General features: G+C 61.6%; 18 protein-coding genes. 7 read left to right on the top strand and 11 right to left on the bottom strand.

The window, feature by feature from the left end; all coding sequences use genetic code 11:
* Nucleotides 1-27 precede the first annotated feature (27 nt).
* Nucleotides 28-735: an MgtC/SapB family protein gene (locus ACTIGC_RS03545; RefSeq protein WP_439633097.1), complete on the top strand. Its 708-nt coding sequence runs from the start codon at nt 28-30 to the stop codon at nt 733-735.
* On the opposite strand, the gene ACTIGC_RS03550 is transcribed toward ACTIGC_RS03545, so the two are convergent.
* The 4 genes from ACTIGC_RS03550 to ACTIGC_RS03565 form a co-directional block, all read right to left on the bottom strand.
* Complete coding sequence (locus ACTIGC_RS03550) at nt 732-1,604, bottom strand: 50S ribosomal protein L11 methyltransferase (RefSeq protein WP_439633098.1); 873 nt, start codon at nt 1,602-1,604, stop codon at nt 732-734. The genes ACTIGC_RS03545 and ACTIGC_RS03550 overlap by 4 nt on opposite strands.
* A gap of 17 nt (nt 1,605-1,621) precedes the next feature.
* Nucleotides 1,622-2,455, bottom strand: a complete 834-nt coding sequence (locus ACTIGC_RS03555; protein ID WP_439633099.1) for an ABC transporter permease — start codon at nt 2,453-2,455, stop codon at nt 1,622-1,624.
* Nucleotides 2,452-3,426, bottom strand: a complete 975-nt coding sequence (locus ACTIGC_RS03560; protein ID WP_439633100.1) for an ATP-binding cassette domain-containing protein — start codon at nt 3,424-3,426, stop codon at nt 2,452-2,454. The genes ACTIGC_RS03555 and ACTIGC_RS03560 overlap by 4 nt, the downstream gene beginning before the upstream one ends.
* 98 nt (nt 3,427-3,524) lie before the next feature.
* Nucleotides 3,525-5,372, bottom strand: a complete 1,848-nt coding sequence (locus ACTIGC_RS03565) for a fibronectin type III domain-containing protein (protein WP_439633101.1) — start codon at nt 5,370-5,372, stop codon at nt 3,525-3,527.
* Nucleotides 5,373-5,549: 177 nt separating this feature from the next.
* On the opposite strand from ACTIGC_RS03565, the gene ACTIGC_RS03570 reads away from it, so the two are divergent.
* Both ACTIGC_RS03570 and ACTIGC_RS03575 read left to right on the top strand, forming a co-directional pair.
* Complete coding sequence (locus ACTIGC_RS03570; protein ID WP_439633102.1) at nt 5,550-7,391, top strand: aminopeptidase P family protein; 1,842 nt, start codon at nt 5,550-5,552, stop codon at nt 7,389-7,391.
* A 230-nt stretch (nt 7,392-7,621) separates the two neighbouring features.
* The gene (locus ACTIGC_RS03575) at nt 7,622-8,110 is read left to right on the top strand and encodes a hypothetical protein (RefSeq protein ID WP_439633103.1); all 489 of its coding nucleotides are present in this window, start codon (nt 7,622-7,624) and stop codon (nt 8,108-8,110) included.
* 25 nt (nt 8,111-8,135) lie between these two features.
* On the opposite strand, the gene ACTIGC_RS03580 is transcribed toward ACTIGC_RS03575, so the two are convergent.
* From ACTIGC_RS03580 to uvrB, 3 genes are read right to left on the bottom strand one after another with little or no spacing between them, the layout of a single operon-like run.
* Nucleotides 8,136-9,017 carry a DUF4435 domain-containing protein gene (locus ACTIGC_RS03580; RefSeq protein ID WP_439633104.1) on the bottom strand — a complete coding sequence of 294 codons (882 nt, stop codon included), beginning with the start codon at nt 9,015-9,017 and terminating at the stop codon, nt 8,136-8,138.
* Nucleotides 9,018-9,019: 2 nt separating this feature from the next.
* Nucleotides 9,020-10,381 (bottom strand): AAA family ATPase, encoded by a 1,362-nt coding sequence (locus tag ACTIGC_RS03585; RefSeq protein WP_439633105.1) that lies wholly within the window; start codon nt 10,379-10,381, stop codon nt 9,020-9,022.
* Nucleotides 10,382-10,386: 5 nt separating this feature from the next.
* Complete coding sequence (uvrB, locus tag ACTIGC_RS03590; protein WP_439633342.1) at nt 10,387-12,519, bottom strand: excinuclease ABC subunit UvrB; 2,133 nt, start codon at nt 12,517-12,519, stop codon at nt 10,387-10,389.
* A 197-nt stretch (nt 12,520-12,716) separates the two neighbouring features.
* On the opposite strand from uvrB, the gene ACTIGC_RS03595 reads away from it, so the two are divergent.
* Both ACTIGC_RS03595 and ACTIGC_RS03600 read left to right on the top strand, forming a co-directional pair.
* Nucleotides 12,717-13,244: a response regulator gene (locus ACTIGC_RS03595; RefSeq protein WP_439633106.1), complete on the top strand. Its 528-nt coding sequence runs from the start codon at nt 12,717-12,719 to the stop codon at nt 13,242-13,244.
* Between the two features lie 270 nt (nt 13,245-13,514).
* Nucleotides 13,515-17,051 (top strand): class I SAM-dependent DNA methyltransferase, encoded by a 3,537-nt coding sequence (locus ACTIGC_RS03600; RefSeq protein WP_439633107.1) that lies wholly within the window; start codon nt 13,515-13,517, stop codon nt 17,049-17,051.
* A 3-nt stretch (nt 17,052-17,054) separates the two neighbouring features.
* On the opposite strand, the gene ACTIGC_RS03605 is transcribed toward ACTIGC_RS03600, so the two are convergent.
* A complete protein-coding gene (locus ACTIGC_RS03605) occupies nt 17,055-17,615 on the bottom strand; it encodes a lipocalin family protein (RefSeq protein ID WP_439633108.1) in 561 nt (186 codons plus the stop codon).
* Between the two features lie 210 nt (nt 17,616-17,825).
* Between ACTIGC_RS03605 and ACTIGC_RS03610 the strand changes: the two genes are divergently transcribed.
* Nucleotides 17,826-18,368 (top strand): hypothetical protein, encoded by a 543-nt coding sequence (locus ACTIGC_RS03610; protein ID WP_127568417.1) that lies wholly within the window; start codon nt 17,826-17,828, stop codon nt 18,366-18,368.
* 124 nt (nt 18,369-18,492) lie between these two features.
* On the opposite strand, the gene ACTIGC_RS03615 is transcribed toward ACTIGC_RS03610, so the two are convergent.
* Genes ACTIGC_RS03615 through ACTIGC_RS03625 form a run of 3 tightly spaced genes read right to left on the bottom strand, consistent with a single transcriptional unit; the run spans nt 18,493 to nt 22,120 of the window.
* Entirely contained in the window at nt 18,493-19,920 is a 1,428-nt protein-coding gene (locus tag ACTIGC_RS03615) for a sensor histidine kinase (protein WP_439633109.1), read from the bottom strand.
* Between the two features lie 26 nt (nt 19,921-19,946).
* Nucleotides 19,947-21,368, bottom strand: coding sequence for a dihydrolipoyl dehydrogenase family protein (locus ACTIGC_RS03620; RefSeq protein ID WP_439633110.1), 1,422 nt, complete (start codon nt 21,366-21,368; stop codon nt 19,947-19,949).
* The gene (locus ACTIGC_RS03625; protein ID WP_439633111.1) at nt 21,365-22,120 is read right to left on the bottom strand and encodes a TVP38/TMEM64 family protein; all 756 of its coding nucleotides are present in this window, start codon (nt 22,118-22,120) and stop codon (nt 21,365-21,367) included. The genes ACTIGC_RS03620 and ACTIGC_RS03625 overlap by 4 nt, the downstream gene beginning before the upstream one ends.
* Nucleotides 22,121-22,347: 227 nt before the next feature.
* Here ACTIGC_RS03625 and rpmH point away from each other — a divergent pair, with 227 nt between their 5' ends.
* The gene (gene rpmH, locus ACTIGC_RS03630) at nt 22,348-22,482 is read left to right on the top strand and encodes a 50S ribosomal protein L34 (RefSeq protein ID WP_127568409.1); all 135 of its coding nucleotides are present in this window, start codon (nt 22,348-22,350) and stop codon (nt 22,480-22,482) included.

Consider the following 22,482-nt stretch of genomic DNA (forward strand, 5'->3'; position numbering starts at 1 on the left):
TGCCCTTCCTCCCGCGAGGTGCCTGTCATGTTCGATCCGCTGATCATCCCGTCCACCATCAATCTGATCGCAGCCGTCCTGCTGGGCGCGCTGATCGGATTTGAGCGGCAATGGCGCCAGCGCCTTGCGGGCCTGCGCACCAACACGCTGGTGGCGCTGGGTTCGGCCAGTTTCGTGGTCTTCTCAACCCTGTTCGGGGGCGATGAGGTGAGCCCAACGCGCGTGGCCGCGCAGGTCGTCTCCGGGGTCGGCTTTATCGGCGCTGGGATCATCTTCCGCGAAGGCTTCAATGTGCGCGGGCTCAACACGGCGGCCACGCTCTGGTGTGCGGCGGCGGTGGGGGTGCTCGCCGGCGCCGGTGCGCTGGTCTACGCACTGATCGTCGCAGTGCTGGTGGTGCTGGTGAACCTTCTGCTGCGCCCGTTGGCCGCGAAGATCAACCGCCAGCCCATGGACAGTGCCGAACTGCCCGCAGGCTATGCCGTCACCATTGTCTGCCGGGGCGAGGAGGAAGCCCATATCCGCGCGCTCCTGCTGCAGGGCGTGGCCTCGGGCGGGCTGCACCTGCAATCCCTCGACAGCGAGAATATCGAGGAAAGCGAGCGGGTGGAGGTCAGCGCCGAGCTCACCTCGGACAGCCGTGCGGACAAGACGCTGGAACAGATCGTCGGACGGCTGAGCCTTGAAGCGGCTGTCACAGCCGCGCGCTGGCGCATATCCGATACGGACCGCTAGGCGCCTTTCAGCGTCAGGATCGCCCATTCGTCGATAATGTCGGCGTGGGCCGTGACCAGTCCGGCGTCCCTGTAGGCTGCCTCCACCGCCTCGATCTGCTCTTCCAGCAGGCCTGACAGCACAGCGCGGCCGTCCGGGGCCAGGCGCTCAGCCAGCGCACGCGCCAGCTCCTGCAGCGGTCCGGCGAGGATATTGGCGAAGATCAGATCAAACACCGCACCCTCGAAAGCGGGATGGTCAAACCCGTCTGCGGTAATGGCCTGAATTCTGTCGGCCACACCGTTCTTGGCATTGTTGATTTCGGTTTCTGCCACCGCTTCAGGGTCAATATCGGTCGCCAGCACATCGGCATTGGGCCAGACCAGCGCCGCAGCAATGGCGAGCGCGCCCGTGCCGCAGCCCAGATCCAGCACGCGGGCGACTTTCAGCCCTTCGCGCTCGAGCCGGTCACATGCGATTAGGCAGCCTTTGGTAGTGCCGTGATGGCCGGTGCCGAAGGCGGGGCCCGCCTCGATCTCGATGCCCAGTTCGCCCGGCTCCAGCGGACGGCGGGCATGTTCCCCATAGATGACGAACCGGCCCGCCTTCACCGCCGGCAGGCCCGCCAGCGAGAGGCGCACCCAGTCCTCTTCGGGAAGCGGGGCGAACTGCACATCAATGTTCGCGCCCGTCAGCCCGATGGCGTCGAGGAACCCTTCCACATCGATCTGTTGACCGAAAAGCACGTCCAGCCGCCAGACCTCTTCGCTGCCGTCCTCGAAGAAGGACCAGGAGAGCATCGGGCCGTCTTCCCACCCGTTCAGGGAAGCGTCTGCGGCCTTCAGGGGCGCGGCCGGACCGATGGCGAGCAGGCGCCAGAGTGTGGACATCGGAGTGTTTCCTTGCGCTAGCGCTCGCGCCGGTAGAGCCACATGGTGAGCGGTCCGAATATGGCCGCCATCACGCCGGGGGCGAGCAGGGCCAGCAATATAGCGCCTGCGTCCGGTGTGCCAGCCATGATGTCGCGGATGGCCGTGACCAGCAGCGACACCGGATTGACCGACACAACCGCCTGCAGCCAGCCCGGCATGGTCGCGGGGTCGACATAGATGTTGGAGGCAAAGGTGAGGGGCATCAGTACCAGCCAGGCGAGCGTCATCACCGTGGAGGGCGTGCGCACCGACAGCGCCAGCGCCGTGAATATCCAGCCAAAGCCCAGTGCAAAGGCGTTCATCAGCGCGAGGGCGGGAATAACCGCGATGAACCCGCCCTCAGGCCGGTAGCCCATCAGGGTGCCGATGATGAAGACAATGACGCCCGACGCGGTGAAGCGGAACACATCAGCCAGCATCGCACCCGCAATCGGCCCCGGCGACCAGACCGGCAGAGAGCGGAAGCGGTCAAACACGCCCTTGGAAATGTCGGTATTGAGCGTGAAGCCGGTATAGACGGATGTGAAAACAATCGTCTGCACCAGAATGCCCGGCAGCAGGAATTGCAGATAGGCATCGGTCGAACCCGCCAGCGCACCGCCAAACAGATAGGTGAACATCACCGTGAACATGATGGGGGTCACCACCACGTCGAAGAGCTGTTCGGGCATGTGCTTGATCTTCAGGAGAGCCCGCCACGCATAGGTGAGGCTGACCGACACCGCATGGGGCGGGCGTGCCGCAATGGCGGATGCTGACAGCACGGCATTCTCGGCGGCCTGCTCAAGAGGTTTCACGATCTCACTCATTGTGCCGCCTCCGTCTCTGCTTCTTTCTCCGGTTCTGGCGGGCGCCCGGTCAGCGCGAAGAACACCTCATCGAGGCTCGGCTGGCTGAGGGCATAGCCGGTCAGCGTGATGCCTGCCGCTGACAGTGCGCCGAGCGCCGCCAGACCCGCATCCGGATCCGCCACATCCACATTCAGGGAGACGCCATTGCCGCCTGCGCGCACCTCGCCCACCAGCATGTCAGACAGCAGGCGGGAAGCCTCCTCGCGCCGCTCCGCGCTGGCAAGGTTGATCTGCAACACGCCCCCGCCGACCTTGGCTTTGAGTTCGGCGCTGGTACCGCGCGCAATGATCCGGCCGTGATCGACAACGGCGATTTCGTCTGCGAGCTGGTCGGCCTCCTCCAGATACTGCGTGGTCAGAAGAATGGTCGTGCCGCTGGCGGCAAGGCCGCGCACAATGTCCCACACCTGATTGCGCGAGCGCGGATCCAGCCCGGTCGTCGGCTCGTCCAGAAACAGGAGTTCGGGGCGGCGGATGAGGCTGGCGGCGATGTCGAGCTTGCGGCGCATGCCGCCGGAATAGTCCTTGGCCTGCTTGGCAGCCGCTTCGGCCAGATCAAAGGCGGTCAGCAGATTCATCGCCCGGCCCTTGGCGTCTGCACCTTTCAGGCCCGACAGGCGAGAGAGGAGAAGCAGGTTCTCATAGCCGGTAAGGTCTTCGTCTACCGAAGCAAACTGGCCGGTCAGGCTGATCTTGCGGCGCACCTCGCGCGCTTCGCGCTCGATATCGTGGCCGAGCACGCGCGCGCTGCCCTCCGAGGGACGCAGCAGGGTTGCCAGCATGCGCACCAGCGTCGTCTTGCCTGCGCCATTAGGGCCGAGCACGGCGAAAATCTCGCCGCGCTTCACGTCGAGATCAATGCCATCGACCGCCCGCTTGTCGCCGAAGCGGCGGGCAAGGGATCGGGTTTCAATGGCAGGTGCGGTCATGGCCAGGCTCGCGCGTAATCAGCAGGGCGCGCCGGTTTAGCCCAACCCGGCCAGAGGGCAAGCCTGCAAATATTACGCTTTCGACAGATGCTGGCCGGCTACTCCTTTTCCAGCGCGAAGGCATCGATCTCCACACCGTCTGCATTGATGGCGCGGTAGGAGAGGGTGCCGGCAGCTGAGTCCATATCGATGATCTGATAGGTGCGCTCATTCGTGGTGCCGAAGGCGACGAAATCGCGCAATTCCTGCTCGTACATCTTGGTGCCGGAAACCGCGACCAGATAGATGGTGCCGTGCTCACCCGGCTCTGCCGGGCGGTGATCCCTCATGGGCACGGTGCGCATATAGGCGTGGTCGTGGCCCTGGAAGGCTATATCGACATTGTGCCGGTCGAAGATCGGGCCCCAGGCATCGCGCAAGGGCTGGTTATCGCGGCCCGGACGCGAGGCATAGAAGGGGTGGTGGTAGATAACCACTTTCCAGCGCGCATCGCTCTCGCCGAGGACCCGGTCCAGCCATTCGGTCTGCGTTTCCGGCTCGATGAGATCATAGTTGGAATCCATCACCACGATCAGCATGTCCTGATAGGTCAGGTGATAGGTGCGGCCCGGATCGAGATGCTCGGACCCGTTATCGGGCAGGGCAAACTGTTGAAGGTAAAGGGTCGGGTGGCCGCCATGGCTGTCATGATTGCCAATGGCCGGGACCACGGCGGAGCGGTCGAACACGGTGGAGCCTTCGGCGAAGAACTGGTCCCAGTTATCGCGCTCCGTACCCTTGTCGATCAGGTCTCCGGCAATCATCCAGAAGCGGATTTCAGGAAATCTTTCATAGCCCTGGCGGATGAGATCGCCCCATTCGTCCAGCCCGTTCTGCGGATCGCCCAGATAGGCAAACTGCCAGCTCTGCGCGCCCGGCTCGGCCGCCGTGTGGAAGTGCCTCACTTCGCTCCAGTTTTCGCCGCCGTTCGCACTGACGCCGAACGCGTATCGCACACCCGGTTCCAGCCCGGTCAGGCGCACGCGGTGGAAGTCCACAGCCGGGTCATTGACGATCTGCCGGCTGCGCAGCGACACCGTTTCGGCGCGTACGTAAGAGACAGATTCCGTTTCATTCTCAGGGGCATACCAGAGTACCGGATCGCTGGCCGCTCCTGAGCGGGTGCGCCACTGGATCGTGATCTCCTCGCGCGGATCGCCCTGCCAGGTCTGGATGATGTGATCGGGCTGGCCTGAGGACGGGTAATCCGTGGTGCGGAAGAAGCCGACCATGCGGGAGACAAATTCCCAGCTTTCATAGGACCTTAGTACGGGAAGGCCGTCGAGTTCTGCCGGCAGGGCGTTGAAATAGTCATTATCGTCGATGAAGGGCTCACCGCCCTCAGCGGCAATCTGCACATCCGTGCCGTCAACAAGCGGTGTAATTTCAATGGCTTCACCGCCATCCAGAGGCGCGGCGAAGACCACATAGGGTTTCAGCTCGCCGGAGAAGGAAGGGATGCCGAGGCGGATCTCGCCAGCCTCGTACTCGCGCTGCCAGACCTCGTAGGGGTCTTCCGAATCAACAATAAAATCAATAGCTTCGCGGCGTTCAAAGCCCAGATCTTCAAGCCAGAAAGGCCGCTCGCCATACATGCCGTCATAGGCGACATAGATGCGGGCCGGGCGGTCAATGGAGAAATGGACGAAAGCCGTTGAAAGATAAGCCCTTTCTTCTTCACTCAGGAAGGCGAGGGCGGTTTCGGGGGTGAGCGCTACCAGTGCGTCCGGACCCAGTTCGGCGGCGAATCTGTCAAGTATATCAGAGACTTGTGCTTCCAGCGCCGCATGGGGGCTGGTATCGGGGGCGCGGGTATGGCCGTCGGCGAAGCGCGCGCCCGGATCGGCATAAGCTGTTGAAATATTGAGGAAAAGTGTGGCAATCAGCGCAACGGCGAAGCGGATCATGGCGGACTCCGGGTCAACTATCCCCGCCCTATATCGCGTTTGGCCCTTGTTGTGTGTGACAGTTTTTTGCCAAAGCGCCCCCTCTCTTCTCCGGATAGCCCGGCCCCGCCCCGCCGGATAGAGCGCCCACAGCATGCCCCGATTGATCGCCGCCCGGAGGGGGATTAGCTTGCCCCCATGACCCATATTATCCCCCCCGAAACCATCCAGACCTTCACCCCCAAGGGCGGCCCCGCCAATGGCCGTAAAGCCTTGCCGCTGCTTCGAAAAGAGCTGGAGCGCCTTGGCCTTGACGGCTTTCTCGTGCCCCATGAGGACGAGTATAATAACGAATATGTCCCCGCCAGCGCGGACCGTCTGGCATGGGTAACCGGCTTCACGGGCAGCGCCGGGGCGGCGATTATCATGCGGGACAGGGCCGCCATCTTTACCGACGGGCGCTATACCCTGCAGGTGCGCGACCAGGTTGATGGACAACTTTTCGCCTTCGAGGGCTTTCCGGAGCCGGGAATCGCGGGCTGGATCGCCGCAAACGCCCGTAAAGGCGAGATAATCGGCTATGATGCCCGCCTGCACAGCCCCGATGCCATCGCGCGGATAGAGGCAGCCGCAGCGCGCGCCGGTATCCACATGCGGATAGTTGACGAGAACCCGGTGGATAGAATCTGGGAAAATCGCCCCGCGGCCCCGAAAGCGAAAATCTATCCCCACCCCGTCACTTTGGCCGGGCGCAGGGTGGAGGAGAAACTCGATGAGGTTTCTCAAGGGCTTAAAGAGGCTGGCGCCGATGCGGCCGTGCTGTCAGACCCGATTTCGGTGGCCTGGATCCTCAATTTGCGCGGCGGAGACGTCGCCTGCGCCCCCATAGGTCTGGGACGCGCAATTATACTATCGGACGGGTCGGTTTCTGGGTATTTCGACCCCGAAAAAGGGGTTTCTGAGCTCTATCCTGTGGGCGGCAACAAAGTATCCATCGAATCTGAAGACAGCTTCGATTCCGCGCTCGCCGCCCTCACCGGGAAAACCGTGCTCGTGGACCCGGCCATCACCAGCGCCCACGTCTTCAACCAGCTTGAAAAAGCCGGCGCGATCATCAAGCGCGGCGCCGATCCGGTGGCCCTGCCGCGTGCGATCAAGAACGCGGTCGAGGTGGAAGGCGCTCGCCAGGCCCATATCCGCGATGGCGCGGCCATGGTGCGCTTCCTCCACTGGCTGGATACGCAAGGACAGTCCGGCCATGAGGACGAGATCAGCGCGGCGGTGAAGCTGGAAAGCTTCCGCCGGGCGCTGCCTGAATTTCGCGATATAAGCTTTGAGACGATTTCCGGCGCCGGGCCGAACGGCGCGCTGCCGCACTACCGCGTCTCCACCGACTCGGTACGCAAGCTGGAGCGCGGCACGCTTTATCTGGTGGACTCCGGTGGTCAGTACCCGGACGGTACCACCGACATCACCCGCACCGTGCCCATCGGCGAGGCGGGCGCGGACATGCGCCGCGCCTTCACGCTGGTGCTGAAGGGCCATATCGCGCTGGCGCGCATACGCTTTCCTGAAGGCACGACCGGATCACAGCTTGATGCCCTCGCGCGCCAGCCCTTGTGGATGGCGGGGATGGATTATGATCATGGCACCGGCCACGGGGTCGGCAGCTATCTCTCCGTACACGAAGGGCCGGGCCGCATCGCCAAGGCGCCCAACACAATCGCGCTGAAACCGGGGATGATCTTCTCTAACGAGCCGGGCTTTTATAATACCGGCAAGTGGGGCATCCGCATCGAGACGCTGCAGGTCGTCACCCCGCCGGAGGATCTGCCCGGCGGCGAGCGGCCGATGATGGGCTTTGAAACGATCACGCTCGCGCCCATCCACACCGCTCTGGTGGATGTGGAGCTGATGAGCGATGAGGAGCGTGACTGGCTCAATGCCTATCACGCCGATGTGCTGGAAAAGATCGGCCCGCTGGTGGCGGAGGAGGCAGAGGTGCATGCCTGGCTGAAAGCGGCCTGCGCGCCGGTATGAGGGAAACCTTCCACAGTCACCTGAAACCCCGGAAGCGCGCAGCGCTATCCGGGGCCTCTCTCAGGGCTATTCTGCACGAGGTCCCGGCTCTGCGCTTCGCTTGGCCGGGATTTCAACCCTCTAATGAAACCCCGGACGCGCAGCGATCCGGGGTCTCGAAACAATCCGGCAACAGCTCCCGGCTCTCGCTCCGCTCGGCCGGGATTTCACTGCTTGTTCTGCCCGCGCTGATGCTCGCGGGCTGCTTTACCAGCGAGGTGGAGCTGATCGGCGCACGCCAGGCGACCCGCGCCATGCCGCCGGGCGAATACACCCATACGCCGTTTGATACAGAGGGCGTGGAATGGGGCGGGGTGACGTGGCAGGGCCGTATCGACTATGCCCGCTTCTCGCGCCGCTACAGCTCGGACGTGGAAAACTTCCCGCACCAGAATGCCAGGCTGCGCCGCCTGTCGGGCGATATCTATATCGCGCAAGTCCCCCGCCAGGACGCCATCACCTATGGCGTGCTCTTCGTCTATGCGGACATGACCACCTATCACCAGCCCGATTGCCATATCCTCTCGGCTGAACAGCTCGCCGCCGCCGGCATCACCCGCGACCCGGAAGGCTTTTGCGATATCGAAACGCTTGACCAGCTCGAACAGGTCATACGAACCTATCTCGACATTCTGGACGGCGACGTGCGGATAGACGGGATTTATCGCAGGGTGGGGTGAGGGGGGGCCGAGCCAGACAGATCACCTAGGCGGCACTTGCCGATTGATACCGAATAGAATTCGCAATCCGCCTTCTCAGTACGTCACACCTCAAATTCTCGACGTTTGCACTCAGTCTCATCAAAAAAACTTCCCTTCGACCTCCAACGTCGAACACGTCTTTCACCAATCCAAATAGCAAAGGGATAGAAACATATTTTCCGCTAACATAGTCCATGTAATGCATTCGCATTGCATTTCTGCGCACGGTGTTAATCGCATCTATACACTTATCGCGCCCCGCAGCATCTTTCATCGCGCGAATTACCTGCTTGCACCTTCCCGCTATCAGCTTCGGCGAGCCAACAAGCCTTCCACTAGTGCTCTTAATGCAGAGACGTGACAGCGCGTAAGCCGAGAGCTGTTCGCGCACATTTAATCTAGATGCCGCCGCATAAAGCATATATAATTTAGAGAACAATCTCAATTCCCTTTTGAATGATTCATAATCTAACCTACTCTTAATTTCTGCCGATCTCCACTCCGGCTTGTCATGAACAAGCGTTAGCTCGATAGCGCGCTGACAGAGGAAATAATTTTCTACACAATACCTTGACAGTGGGACAGTATGTCTATTTGTCGAATCTCGGCACTTTCCGATTAGTTCTAAATCTGAGTCGACAATATACAATTCGACTCGATTCAAATTAACGGGCGCCTGCTTTGAAGCTTGAATAACCTTGTCCCTGCCCCCTAGGGGAAATACCTCCCGAATTTTAATAGACGGTGGAAGGTTAGAGAACACAAGCATCTCTACAAGCCTCCACGTTTTAGTATCTTCTACGTATATATCTATATCATTCCTGCCACTTTTTAAAGCTGCCAACCCGTACATTGCTCTGGATGTGTACTTCGGTATAGCCACCATGTTTACAGGCCCACGCAGTTGTTTACACGGTTCCCAATTATCGACGGGCTGTGGGTTGCAAAGATATACTGCATGCTTGAATTAGCAGCCTGGAGCGCTTCAACAAACATCTCCTGCCATTGCACATGCAAGCTCAACTCTGGCTCATCGATGATGAGGCAGTTAGCGTCCTTAACATCGAGGTTAAAAATAACGTGGGCCATAAGTAGAAATATTTGCATCTCACCAGAGCTCATATCAGTTGGTGACTGAGTCTTATCATTAGGAAGATCAACTCCCACGTTACCACTCTCGTCAATGTGGATTGATTTCCCCGACTCTTTTAGAAATTCGTTCACGAAATCACAAAACATATAACTAGATGAGTATATTTCATTTTCTAATTTCTCATAACCGTCGATTATCTCTGATATTTTATTAAAAATAGGAACCCTTGTGCTTATTTCAAGCCATTTTGTTATCAGCCTTTGTTGTGATTTATCAGAATTAAAAAATACATCGGCTGAGGGGCGTCCGATCTGAACCAACTTCTCGGCTGTCTCAATCAGATCTTCAAATACCGGGCTAATATGAGTTGATATATCCTCATCGGAAAAATCAACTCTCTTAAGAATGGGATTTATTTTGTCTCGAATATCTTTATACTTCTTGATGAGCGTTTGATTTGGCCAGTGTTCCCCAAAAACCCTTCTGTGTGGGGTGACGTGAAATACAGATAGCACAAGTTGTTTACGAAAATCACTATCAAGTTTAGCCCGACTAATAGATATTTTTCTATATCGTTCGACAATCACCTCTTCTGCGAGAGACACGCCGTACGTCAAGGGAGTTTGCCTATTCGACCTTAGCCTCTGAGGCGCAGAGCGCCGCCGCCGACTTATGTTAATGCGTCGGGCAGGAGAGGTTCTCTCAAGACCTAAGAAAAACGGAGTTGGAAGTTTGTGTGGTTCTTTGTAAAATGATGAGTTAATAAATTCTGCCTTTACAAAATCCATAATTCTATTGGATGAATCAAATGCCGCTTCGTCAGAACTCAATAAATTGTATTCTTCAACAAGGGATAAGCTTAAAGCTGCTTCCCCGATAATTTCGCCGTCCTTTTTAAGTATAAACGCCAATGACGAGCCGTTGTTTTCAGCGGTGGCGCTAAAGGCTCCGGGAGAATTAAATTTCACTTCTATTGACTTAAATTCATTTGTTATCAGCCAATGAATGTCCGGCTGTATTAGTGAAACGATGGCAAGTACGATTGATGTCTTTCCTTGTCCATTTATTCCATAAATAAATGTCAGATCTCTCCGGAATTTTATATTGAAATCAAGGTAGCCATGTAGTGAAGAAACTTTTACACTTTTTATTTCCACGGAATCTACTCCCCCAGCGCCTTGATCTCGTCCCGTAGCCTTGCCGCTTCCTCGAATTCGAGATTGGCGGCGGCCTCGCGCATGCGTTTTTCAAGGTCGGCGATGACCGCCTTGAGATTATTGGGTTCAAAGCTTGCCTGATCTTCGCGGGCGGTCAAGCGATCCTGACCCCGCTGGCGGCTGCGCGAGCCCCTGCCGGCGGCCGTCTTCTCCATCACGCCTTCGAGCACATCGGAAATGCCGCGCACAATCGTGCGCGGGGTGATGCCGTGGGCCTCGTTATGGGCGATCTGCTTGTCGCGGCGGCGTGCCGTCTCATCCATCGCGCGCTGCATGGAGCCGGTCACGCTGTCGGCATAGAGGATGACGCGCGCATCGGCATTCCTCGCCGCGCGGCCGATTGTCTGTACCAGGCTCGTCTCCGAGCGCAGGAAGCCCTCCTTGTCGGCATCCAGGATGCCCACCAGCCCGCATTCGGGGATGTCCAGCCCCTCGCGAAGCAGGTTGATGCCCACCAGCACATCATAGGCGCCAAGGCGCAAATCCCGGATCAGCTCGATGCGCTCCACCGTGTCCACATCAGAGTGCATGTAGCGCACTTTCAGGCCCTGCTCGTGCATGTATTCGGTGAGGTCTTCGGCCATGCGTTTGGTGAGCGTGGTGACGAGCGTGCGCATACCGGCAGCGGCCGTGGCCCTCGCCTCCTCGATAATGTCATCCACCTGGCTGAAGCCTTCCTTCGCGACCGGGCGCACCTCCACCGGCGGATCGATAAGCCCGGTGGGGCGGATCACCTGCTCGGTGAAGACGCCGCCGGTCTTGTCCAGCTCCCAAGAGCCGGGCGTCGCCGAGACGTGGATGGTCTGCGGGCGCATCGCCTCCCATTCCTCGAATTTGAGGGGGCGGTTATCCATGCAGGAGGGCAGGCGGAAGCCGTGCTCGGCGAGCGTGCGCTTGCGGGAGAAGTCGCCCTTGTACATCGCGCCGAGCTGCGGGATCGTCACATGGCTCTCATCGGTGAAGACCAGCGCGTTCTCCGGGATGTATTCAAACAGGGTCGGCGGCGGCTCGCCGGGCTTGCGGCCCGTGAGGTAACGCGAATAGTTCTCGATGCCGTTGCAGCTGCCTGTGGCCTCCAGCATCTCGATATCGAACTGCACGCGCTGGGCGAGGCGCTGGGCTTCGAGAAGCTTGTTATTGGCCTCCATCCATTCCAGGCGCTCGGCCAGCTCCGCCTTGATATGGGTAATCGCCTGATTGAGCGTCGGGCGCGGGGTGACATAGTGGGAGTTGGCGTAGACGCGCACCTTCTCCAGCGCCGCCACCGCCTTGCCGGTGAGGGTGTCGAACTCGGAAATGCTCTCGATCTCGTCGCCAAAGAAGCTGATCCGCCAGGCTCGGGCGTCATAGTGGGCGGGGAAGATCTCCAGCACATCGCCGCGCACCCGGAACGTGCCGCGCGTGAAGGCGGCGTCGTTGCGCGTGTATTGCAAGGCGGTGAGCTGGCGCATGATCTCGCGCGGATCGGACAGGTCGCCGACCTTCAGGTCGAACACCATGGCGGTGTAGGTCTCCACCGATCCGATGCCGTAAATGCAGGAGACGCTAGCGACGATGATCACGTCATCGCGCTCCAGGATGGCCCGCGTCGCAGCGTGGCGCATCCGGTCGATGGCCTCGTTTATCGAGGATTCCTTCTCGATATAGGTATCGGTGCGCGGCACATAGGCTTCGGGCTGGTAGTAGTCGTAATAGGAGACGAAATACTCCACCGCATTGTGGGGGAAGAAGCTCTTGAACTCCCCGTAAAGCTGCGCGGCGAGCGTCTTGTTGGGCGCGAGGATCAGGGCCGGGCGCTGCGTCGCCTCGATGATCTTGGCCATGGTGAAGGTCTTGCCGGAGCCGGTGACCCCCAGCAGCACCTGATCGCGCTCATGCTGGCTCAAGCCCTCCACCAGCTCGGCGATGGCCGCGGGCTGATCGCCTGAGGGCTCAAAATCACTGACCATCTGGAAGGTGCGCCCGCCCTCGGACTTGTCGGGCCGGTCCGGGCGGTGCGGCGTCCAGTTGGCGGGCAAAGAGAGCGCATCATGGATGCCGGCGGGCACCACATCGCGTACAAACTCCGCCTGGCCCATATCGGACACGCCGCCTGGGCTTATGGCCTCTTCGGGCGGGGCATAGGCGGTATCGTCGCGGGTCAGCTTGGCCATGAGAACATATATGCAACACGCTTGGCCTGAAAGCGAGAGTGCTGTTGCACCAGTGCCGCAAGTTTTGGTTAACGCTGCGGGTGCACAATGGCCTCTACAGTCGCGAATCCATCGGGCGAGGCATGTCAGGCAGCTTTGAACGCGTGCGGGTCCTTATCGTTGAGGACAACGCGCATATGTCCACAATCCTGCGCAAGGTGCTGCAGGGTTTTGGCGTGCGCACCGTGGTGGAGGTGCGTGACGCGGCCGATGCGTTTGAATCCATGCGCACTTCCAACCCCGATGTGGCGTTGGTCGATTATGCGCTGGGCGATGTCGATGGCCTCGAGTTTACCCGGCTGGTGCGCACCGCGTCGGACAGCCCGAACAAATACCTGCCCATCATCATGGTCACCGGCCATACCGACCGCACCCGCATCATGGAAGCCATCAATGCGGGCGTGAACGAGTATCTGGCGAAGCCCGTGCGCCCGGTCGATCTGTATAACCGCATGGTGGCGCTGATCGAGCGGCCGCGCCGCTTCATCAAGTCGGGCAATTATTTCGGCCCGGACCGGCGCCGCCGCACCGATCCGCGCTATCCGGGGCCCTTCCGCCGTGCGACGGACAAGGAAAACCAGAACCCCGAAGACGAGGTCGATTTCGGGTAGGGGGTTTTTCTTTTTCCCTCTTTCGTCGTTCCCGCGCAGGCGGGAACCCAGAGCCGCTTGTCACTGCCTTCGCCCCATGATCTCTGGATGCCCGCCTGCGCGGGCATGACGAGGGGGTAGGGTCTCCCGGCGCGTAGCGCCGAAAAGCGCGAACGCGCGCCCGCGACTTTTCGCGGAACATCGCAACGCGGATGCGTTGCGTAAGACAAGATTGCCCCTCCCGCCCCAACACGGCTAGCGTGTGGGATCAAGGGGAGACGCGCGCGGGCCATGAGTGTGATTGACGAGCAGGTGGAAGCCTTCATCGAACGCTGGAAGGAATCCGGCGGCGGGGAGCTGGCCAATACGCACACCTTCCTCAACGAGCTCTGCGATCTCATCGGCGTGGACCGTCCCGACCCGTCACGCGAGGAGACGGCGCTCAACGATTACGTCTTTGAGCGGCAGGTGACCCGACTGCACGAAGATGGCAGCCAGTCGAGCCGTCGGATTGATCTCTACAAGCGCAGCTGCTTCGTGCTGGAGGCCAAGCAGGGCTCATCAGGGACGGGAAACCGCAAGGCCAGCGCGGCCCAGGTGGACATGTTCGGCGCAGAGGCGGGCAAGGCGCGCTCAGGCACCGCCCGGCGCGGCACTGATGGCTGGATCACCGCCATGCAGCGCGCGCGGGGGCAGGCGGAGCGCTACGCCAAGGATCTGCCGCGCGAGCATGGCTGGCCGCCTTTCCTGATCGTGGCTGATATCGGCTACTGCTTCGAGCTCTATGCCGACTTCTCCGGGCAGGGAAAGGCGTATGAGCAATTCCCCGACAGGCGGGGTTTCCGCATTCTGCTGGAGGATTTGCGAAAGCCGGAAATCCGCGCGCGGCTGAAAGCTGTCTGGACCGATCCGCACTCCATCGACCCGGCGAAAAAGACAGCCGAGGTTACCAAGGACATTGCCGCGCGCCTCGCCATCGTGGCGCGCGAGCTGGAGAAAAAGCACGAGGCCGAACAGGTCGCCCTGTTCCTCATGCGCTGCCTTTTCACCATGTTCGCCGAGGACGTGTCCCTGCTGCCGAAGGACTCCTTCACAAAGCTGCTTGCGGATCTGAAGGGCGATCCTTCCAAGGCGCATATCGCGCTGGAGGCTCTGTGGCGGGAGATGAACACCGGCGCTGATCTCTCGGGGTGGCTGCGCGAACCCATCCGGCGCTTCAATGGCGGGCTGTTCAAGGATGCGCGCGCCCTGCCGCTTTCCCCGGAAATGCTGTCAGAGCTCTATATCGCGGCCAGGCAGGACTGGACGCAGGTGGAGCCGGCCATTTTCGGCACGCTGCTGGAACAGGCGCTGGACAAGCGCGAACGCCACCGGCTGGGCGCGCACTATACGCCGCGCGCCTATGTCGACCGGCTGATCACGCCGTCCCTGATGGAGCCCTTGCGTGATGACTGGGCGGCGGTGCGCGCCGAGGTGCAGGGCTTTCTGGATGCGGACCGCAAGGAGAAGGCGCTGGAGCGCTTGCGCGCCTTCCACGCCACTTTGTGCGATATCCGTGTGCTGGACCCGGCCTGCGGCACGGGCAATTTCCTCTATGTCGCCATGGAGCGCATGAAGCGCCTTGAGGGCGAAGTGGTGGACATGATCGTGGAGCTGGGCAGCACTGCGGCGTTGGAGTTTGAAGGCCATACGGTGGACCCACATCAGTTTCTCGGGCTGGAGATCAATCCGCGTGCTGCGGCGATTGCCGAGCTGGTGCTCTGGATCGGTTTCATTCAATGGCAGATCAAGACAGCAGGTCAGGACATTGTCCGTGATCCGGTCCTGCGCGATTTTCACAATATCGAGTGCCGCGATGCGCTGCTGGATCATGGCGAACCGGTGCTGCGCACAGGCGATGACGGCAAGCCGGTCACGCGCTGGGACGGGATCAGCTTCAAGGATCACCCGGTGACGGGCGAGCGCGTGCCGGACGAGGCCGCGCGCGTGGAGATACTCGATTATCCCAAAGCCAAGGCCACTAGCTGGCCGAAGGCCGAATTCATCATCGGCAATCCGCCCTTCATTGGCGGCAAGGATTTGCGCGCATCGCTGGGCGATGGCTACACGGAAGCCCTGTGGCGTGCCTATCCGCATATGCCGCGCTCGGCCGATTTCGTGATGTACTGGTGGGGCAAGGCCGCCGACCTGACGGCCAAGGCCGCGAAGGCCAAGGCGAAGACGCCGCGCCGTTTCGGCTTCATCACCACCAACTCGCTGCGCCAGACCTTCAACCGGCGCGTGGTCGAGGCGGCGCTTTCCGGCAAGCCGCCTTTGTCCATCGTTTATGCCATCCCGGACCATCCCTGGATGAAGTCAGCGGACAAGGCAGCCGTGCGCATCGCCATGACGGTGGTGACCCCGGGCGAGGAGCGCGACGGCGTGCTGGCCGACGTGGTAAGCGAGGCGGGGCTCAACACCGACGCGCCGCAGGTGGAGCTGCGGGCGCGGACGGGGCTGGTCATTCGTGACAATCTCAGGGCGGGGCTGGCTCTTAGCTCCTGCTTTCCTTTGAACTCCAATCGAGGAATTGGATTCAAAGGCGTAATGCCTTACAGTAAAGGTTTTTGGGTTGATCATACGTTTAGAAATAAAAGTTCATTATCGGAGATTGAGAGGCAAAAAATACTACCGTATGTCAATGGTCGTGATTTAGTTCAGCGATCAAGAGGTATTTTTGCTATTGATCTATATGGATTTGATGTTGACGAGGTTTCTCGTAATTTCCCTAATCTTTATCAGCACCTTCTCGATAGCGTGCGTCCAACGCTTGAAGCCAAGCGGGGGACTAGTCCTGACAATGATCAGTATGCGGATCGCTGGTGGCTGTTCGCAAAAACACGTCCCGCTATGCGAAAGGCGCTTGAGGGGTTAAGCCGCTATATCGCGACAACAGAAACGGCTAAGCATAGAACCTTCCAGACCGTGAGTGCGGACATACTGCCGGACCAGAAAGTCAGGGTTATCGCGGTCGAAGACTTGGCCATTTTGGCGGTCCTCTCATCACGCTTGCATGTCACGTATTCTGACGCTCGTGGCAATCGGCAAGGAGTGGGAAACGATCCCGTTTACACCCACAGTACCTGCTTCGACCCCTTCCCCTTCCCGGACCTTGAGGGCAAGCCGGAACTTAAAGCCCGTCTCGATGCGCTGGGCGAGCGGCTGGATTCCTTCCGCAAGGAGCGGCTGGAAGCCCATGACTTCCTGACCATGACCAGGCTCTACAATGTGCTGGAGCGGGTGCGCGCGCTGGAGGCGGGCAAGGAGGGCGAGCCGCCCCTGAGTGATGCCGAGCGCGATATTTACGAGGCGGGGCTGGTCGGGGTGCTGAAAGACATTCACGACCAGATCGATGCGGCGGTGGCGGAAAGCTATGGCTGGCCGGCCGACCTTGAAGAGGAAGAGATACTTTCCCGCCTGGTCGCGCTGAACCATGAGCGCGCCGCCGAAGAAGCGCGCGGGGTCATCCGCTGGCTGCGGCCAGAGTTCCAGAACCCGGACGGGCGCGCGGCGCGCGTGGCGGACGAACAGGTGGAGATGGATGTGGGCGTGGCCACGCCGGAGCCCTCAGGTCCGCGCCTGCCCGAAGAGCAGGGGGAGCTGGCCAGATCGGTACGCGCACTGGTCGCCGCGTCCGCAACCCCGCTCTCCGCGCGCGATATCGCCAGCCGGTTTGCGGGCAAGAACACCAAGGCCAAGATCGGCAGGGTGGAGGGCATGCTCTCCATCCTCGCTGCCATCGGTCAGGCCGAGGCGACCGATGATGGCCGCTGGTTTAGCGCTGGCTAAAACCTACCCCCTCACATCCTCCGCGCTGTCCCATTGCTCCACCATGATGAGCATGGAGGTGTCGAAGCCTTGGGCCTCCAGCCAGCCGAGGCGGTCGCCAAGCGTGTCCGCGTCCATCTGGGGCTCGCGTGAGAGGATCCACAAGTATCGCCCCTCCGGCTCCGAGACGACTGCCCAGCTATAATCGTCTGCCAGATCGATGATCCAGTAATCGCCCCAGAACGGGCCGAAGAAGGAGACTTCCAGCTGCGCGTTCGTCGTCTCGTCGGCGATGCGGGCGCGGCCATTGGCGGTGCGCATGCGGCCGTCCAGCCCGTCCTGGTAGCAGGTATTGGTGACATCGATCCGCCCGTCATCGCGCAGGGCATAGTCGGCCGTCACGCCCGCGCAGCCGCGCTCGAAACCGTGATCATAGCGGGCAATCTCGAACCAGCGGCCGAGATAGCGCTCGATCTCCACATTATCCACGGTCTGCAGGGGCGGGACATCGCTGCCGCGCCCTGAAGGCGGCTGGCAGGCGGCGAGCGCCAGGGCGGCAAAGGCGAGCAAGGCAGGGCGGATCATGGGGCAAACTCCTGTGTCGTCGCGGCAGGATATAGTGCGCCTGTAACGCGCGGACAGGCGGTCAGGCTCCACCGTCCGGGTGCGAAAGATCGCGTTAACCTGATTTAAACACCCGCCAGAGAATATAAGTTCACTAAACGCATTCAGTTACTCAAGTAAGTGAATAGCTAGTGCGTGAGTTGAGTCCACTTCCGGGCGGGGGTTTTCAAAATGCTGTCATCGTCACGCGCCGAATTTGCGCTTCGTGATCCGTCGGCTCTGTCGGCGCTGCTTTCCTATGACTGGCGTGCGCGCCAGATACTCACCGATGCCGAGCTGCTCGGTGAGGGACGGTATGAACCGGCGGTGGAGGGCGATGCGGACAGTCTCCTGCGTCCGCTGCAGAGGCTGGGCTTTGTAAAGCCGCTGCACGGCGTGCGCCCGCATGGCGGGCGGATGCGGCTGTGGAGCCTGGGCGATGTGCTGAAAATCCAGATCGCCGCCGATTTGCGCCAGGTCAGCGATATGAGCGTGAATGCGTGCGTGCGCCATCTGCGTGCGGATGAGGGCGCGGCGGTCGCGGCGGCGCTGTCGCAATGGCAAAGTCATGCCGGCGCGCCGGGTGATCACTGCGCGGCCCTGCGCCTGCGGTTTGAAGGGCTGCCCACCTTACCCGAAGGCGAGACGCTGGCGGAGTTCGCGCACTGCTCGGTCGCGCGCTTTGTCCATCGCAACCGGTTTGACACCGTGGAGCGCCCGGCCTTCCTGGCCTGAGAGATCGCCTGAAATCCCGGCCTGCGCAGCAGAGCCGGGACCTGGCAGGATGAAGCGGAGAGAGGCCCCGGGCCTCGCTTCACTCGCCCGGGGTTTCATCACGGGTAGTTGAGAGACGAGGGCGTCAGTCCGCACCCTTCAGGCTGACCACAAACACCGTCCCCTCCGGCCCGGTCGATTGCAGGGTGATGGCGCCGGCCAGCAGTCCTGCAAGCTCGCGCGCGATGGAGAGGCCGAGCCCCGTGCTGCCCTCGCCGCCGCCGGACGAGAAGGGCTCGAACAGGCGAGCCTGCACGCGGCCAGGAATGCCCGGCCCGGTATCGGCGAGCGTGATGTGGACCTCATCGCCGCTGGCATGGGCGCTGGCCGTCAGACGGGCGCCGTCCTGCCCCTTCATTGCGGTGGCCGCATTGCGGATGAGATTGCCGAACAGGCGGTGCAGCATGTCGCGGTCAGCCATCACGGTGATGTCCGGCGCAATGGCATTCTCCCAGATCACGCCATCACTGCCGGCGAGCAGCTCACCGGCGATCTCCTCGACAAGGGGGGCAAGGATGACGGGTTGCAGTTCGGGGTGCGCCTCGCCGCTGCGTCCATATTCCAGAACATCGGAGCACAGGCGGATTCCGCGCCCGATGGCCCGCACCAGGCGCTGGCCCATGGCGGCGGTGCGCGCATCCTCGCTCATGGCCAGCCGGTCAGAAACCAGCTGGGCGGAGGCAAACACGTTCCGCAGATCGTGATTGATGCGCGCGACGGCGAGGCCGAGGCTTGCCAGCCGCTCACGCTGGCGGATGGCGGCCAGAATATCGGCCTGCATGGCGGCCAGCGCGCGTTCCGCCTCGCCTATCTCGTCATGGCGCTTGCCGGGCGAGAGCACGCGGCGCGCATCGGACGGGTTTTCCTGAAACCGCGTCATGGACAGGGATAGCCGCCGCATCGGCCCGACAAACAGGACCAGCAGCGCCAGATATATCAGTGCGCCGGTGGCCAGCGAAGCAAACAGCGCAAACCAGAACAGGCGCGCGGAAAACCCCATCAATGCCTCACGCAAGGGCGCTTCGGGCAGGATGACCAGAATGCGCTCATCGGGCCGGGTCTGGGGAATGGCGGTCAGCACGATCAGCCGGTCAGCCGGGCCGGTTAAAGTGGTGATGACGGCAGCCATCTCGCGCAAGGGCCGCCGCCGGGTCTGGTCCTCGTCCAGCAGGGGCGCATTGCCCGTATCTGCTCCCAGCACCAGCTCGGTCGCGCCGCCTGCTATGCGCGCCACCGCGATGGCGTCGGCCCCGTCCAGCAGTTCGCGCACGGCCTCTTCGGAGAGATTGTCTTCAGCCAACTCGGCGGCAATGGCGGCCAGATGGGCGGCATTGGCCCGCTCGCCCAGCCAGCTATTGCGGAAATTGGCCGCCGACGGGAAGAAGATCAGCACTGAAGCGGTCAGCACAAATGCGATGGTCAGCGCCAGCAGGCGTCCGCCCAGCGAGCCGGTGCCGGAGCGCAGGATCCGCCCGGTGCGCGCCAGTCCTTCCCTGATTGCCCCTCTGGCCAAGCTGCCCCCATGATTGCGAACGCAAATCAGTGCAGCGCGGACAATAACGCGGCCCACGCCTTCGCGAAGGGTCCAAATACCACAGGCTCGAAATGTTTGCCCGCTGCGCGTTTTATCGCCTCGCCGCGCGTCGGATAGGCAAGGACGGGGCTGGTCAGATCGCGCACGGTGCCGCCCTTGGCCATGGTGATGGCGGCCAGCGCGGCGATATCGTCGCTGCGCGCGCCTGCCACATGCACGCCCAGCAGCTTGCCGCCCTTGCCCAGCACCAGCTTCACCCCGCCTGCGGTATCGCCCTCGGCAATCGCGCGGTCATTGTCGGCGAAGGGCCAGGAGACGACAGACACCTTGTCGCCATGCAGTTCGCGCGCCTTGGTCTCAGTCAGTCCGAGCTGGGCAAGACCCGGGCTGGTATAGACGCAGGCCGGTATCGGGTTGGAGGATTGGCGCGTCGGCACACCGTAATAGAGATTGCGCAGGATGACGGAGGCATGCCAGCCAGCCAGATGGGTCAGCGCGCCCTTGCCCGCGATGTCGCCCGCGGCGTAGACGCGCCTGTTGGCGGTACGCAGCTTGTCATCGCAGACAATCCCGCGCGCATCAGCCTCAATGCCCGCCGCCTCCAGCCCGAGCGTATCGGTGACGGGTTCGCGCCCTGCGGCCACCAGCACATGGCTGGCATTAATCGTCTCGCCGCCCGCCAGATGCGCGGTGATGGCGCCCGCCTCGCCGGAAAAGCGTTCAACGCCCGTGTTCTCTATCAGGCGTGCGCCATCGGCGGCCAACGCCTCGCGCAAGACCGCCACATGGTCCGGCTCGAACGCGCCAAGGGCGGTGCCGGCCTCCACGATGGTCACGTCTGAGCCAAGACGGGCAAAAGCCTGTCCCAGCTCGCAGCCAATCGGTCCCGCGCCCAGAATGAAGAGATGGCGGGGCAGGGCATCCAGCTGCCAGATCGTTTCATTGGTGAGGTAGGGCAGGGTATCAAGACCCGGAATGGAGGGGATGCGCGCACGCGTGCCGGACGCGATGACGAAGCGTTTCGCCTTCACGGTGACACTGCCGCTTTCCACCGTGTCAGGAGAGGTAAAGCGCGCCCATTCGCGGATCACGCGCACGCCCAGCCCTTCAAAACGGTCCTGGCTGTCATTGGGTTCGATGTCGGCGATGGATTTGCGGACATGCGCCATCACGGCGGCGAAATCGATCTGAGGTTCGCCCGCGTTGACGCCCAGCTTTGCAGCCGCGCGGACATTATGGGCCGCATGGGCGGCAGAGAGGATCGCCTTGGAGGGCACGCAGCCGAAATTGAGGCAATCGCCGCCCATTTCACGCGCTTCAAAGAGGACGACCTTGCGGTCCAGCATGGCGGCGCCCGCCGCCGTGACGAGGCCCGCTGCGCCTGCGCCGATAATGCACAGGTCGGCCTTGATGGTTTCCCGGCTCATGCCTCGCCCCCATTGGAAGCTGGCGGCTTCTTGCCGGTCAGGCGCTTGTAGATGAAGGGCAGGAACCCAACGAGCGCGAATACACAGATGGCCGCGATGAGTTCGGGGGTCAGAAGATCGAGAAGGCTCGGCACGCCGCCTGCGGCCCGGCCAATGGTGGAGCCGACCGTGGCATAGACATAGGCCAGCGGCATGACGCCGATAAACGTGCCGAGCACATAGGCGCGCAAGGGCACGTTCAGCAAGGCGGTCGCGATATTGATGCCGAAAAAGGGCAGGACCGGAATCAGGCGCAGGATCAGCACATAGCTGAAGGCATCGGAGGAAAACCCGTCCTGCAGGCGCTTGACCCAGTTGCCGAATTTCGCCCGCGCCCAGTCGGCAAAGGCATAGCGCACGGCGATGAAGATGATCGTCGCCCCGATGGTGGAGCCGGTAACGGCAACGCCGGTGCCGACAATCGGCCCGAACAGGAAGCCCGCCCCGATAGTGAACCAGATCGCGCCCGGCACAGAGATCGACACGGCGAGCGCATAGATAATCGTGTAGATCAGCACCGCCAGGATCAGGTTCGCCGCAACATAGGCCTCCAGCGCGGCTTGGTTGGCCTGTAGGGTCTCAAGGTTCAGATCGCGCCACACCCCGCTTGCCAGCACCGCGATCAGCGCCCCCGCCAGAATGAGCACCGGCAACAGCCGCAGCCAGAGCGGTTTCGCCTTTGCAGGCGCATCGGGGGGCGTGGGAGCGGTCATGGGATGTCCTTGGACGGGTGGGGTGCTATCAGCTTGCCAATATAGGCTTGCGCAGCTGAAAGTCGCCTTGCGAATTGAACTGCCCGAATTACCCACTCCCGCTTGACACCCGCGCCCGCCGCCGGTAGTTACCGCGGCTCGATTTTCGCCGGGCTTTGCCCCGTCCCTCGCGCGTAGAGCGCGGACGTGATGAGACCGGCGCGTTTGCCTTTTCAGGAGCCAGTGCCGTGAAACGTACCTTCCAGCCGTCCAAAATCGTCCGCGCCCGGCGTCACGGTTTCCGCGCCCGTATGGCCACCAAGGCTGGCCGTCAGATTGTCGCCCGCCGCCGTGCGCGTGGCCGCAAGCGCCTGTCGGCCTAA

It is taken from the genome of Glycocaulis sp. (assembly GCF_051859565.1).
In the GTDB taxonomy this organism is placed as follows: domain Bacteria; phylum Pseudomonadota; class Alphaproteobacteria; order Caulobacterales; family Maricaulaceae; genus Glycocaulis.

Bases quoted from the DNA above. Each gene is read 5' to 3' on its own strand.
- ACTIGC_RS03545 (WP_439633097.1), top strand. From the start codon at position 28: ATGTTCGATCCGCTGATCATCCCGTCCACCATCAATCTGATCGCAGCC.
- ACTIGC_RS03550 (WP_439633098.1), bottom strand. From the start codon at position 1,604: ATGTCCACACTCTGGCGCCTGCTCGCCATCGGTCCGGCCGCGCCCCTG.
- ACTIGC_RS03555 (WP_439633099.1), bottom strand. From the start codon at position 2,455: ATGAGTGAGATCGTGAAACCTCTTGAGCAGGCCGCCGAGAATGCCGTG.
- ACTIGC_RS03560 (WP_439633100.1), bottom strand. From the start codon at position 3,426: ATGACCGCACCTGCCATTGAAACCCGATCCCTTGCCCGCCGCTTCGGC.
- ACTIGC_RS03565 (WP_439633101.1), bottom strand. From the start codon at position 5,372: ATGATCCGCTTCGCCGTTGCGCTGATTGCCACACTTTTCCTCAATATT.
- ACTIGC_RS03570 (WP_439633102.1), top strand. From the start codon at position 5,550: ATGACCCATATTATCCCCCCCGAAACCATCCAGACCTTCACCCCCAAG.
- ACTIGC_RS03575 (WP_439633103.1), top strand. From the start codon at position 7,622: ATGCTCGCGGGCTGCTTTACCAGCGAGGTGGAGCTGATCGGCGCACGC.
- ACTIGC_RS03580 (WP_439633104.1), bottom strand. From the start codon at position 9,017: ATGGTGGCTATACCGAAGTACACATCCAGAGCAATGTACGGGTTGGCA.
- uvrB (WP_439633342.1), bottom strand. From the start codon at position 12,519: ATGGGCCAGGCGGAGTTTGTACGCGATGTGGTGCCCGCCGGCATCCAT.
- ACTIGC_RS03595 (WP_439633106.1), top strand. From the start codon at position 12,717: ATGTCAGGCAGCTTTGAACGCGTGCGGGTCCTTATCGTTGAGGACAAC.
- ACTIGC_RS03600 (WP_439633107.1), top strand. From the start codon at position 13,515: ATGAGTGTGATTGACGAGCAGGTGGAAGCCTTCATCGAACGCTGGAAG.
- ACTIGC_RS03605 (WP_439633108.1), bottom strand. From the start codon at position 17,615: ATGATCCGCCCTGCCTTGCTCGCCTTTGCCGCCCTGGCGCTCGCCGCC.
- ACTIGC_RS03610 (WP_127568417.1), top strand. From the start codon at position 17,826: ATGCTGTCATCGTCACGCGCCGAATTTGCGCTTCGTGATCCGTCGGCT.
- ACTIGC_RS03620 (WP_439633110.1), bottom strand. From the start codon at position 21,368: ATGAGCCGGGAAACCATCAAGGCCGACCTGTGCATTATCGGCGCAGGC.
- ACTIGC_RS03625 (WP_439633111.1), bottom strand. From the start codon at position 22,120: ATGACCGCTCCCACGCCCCCCGATGCGCCTGCAAAGGCGAAACCGCTC.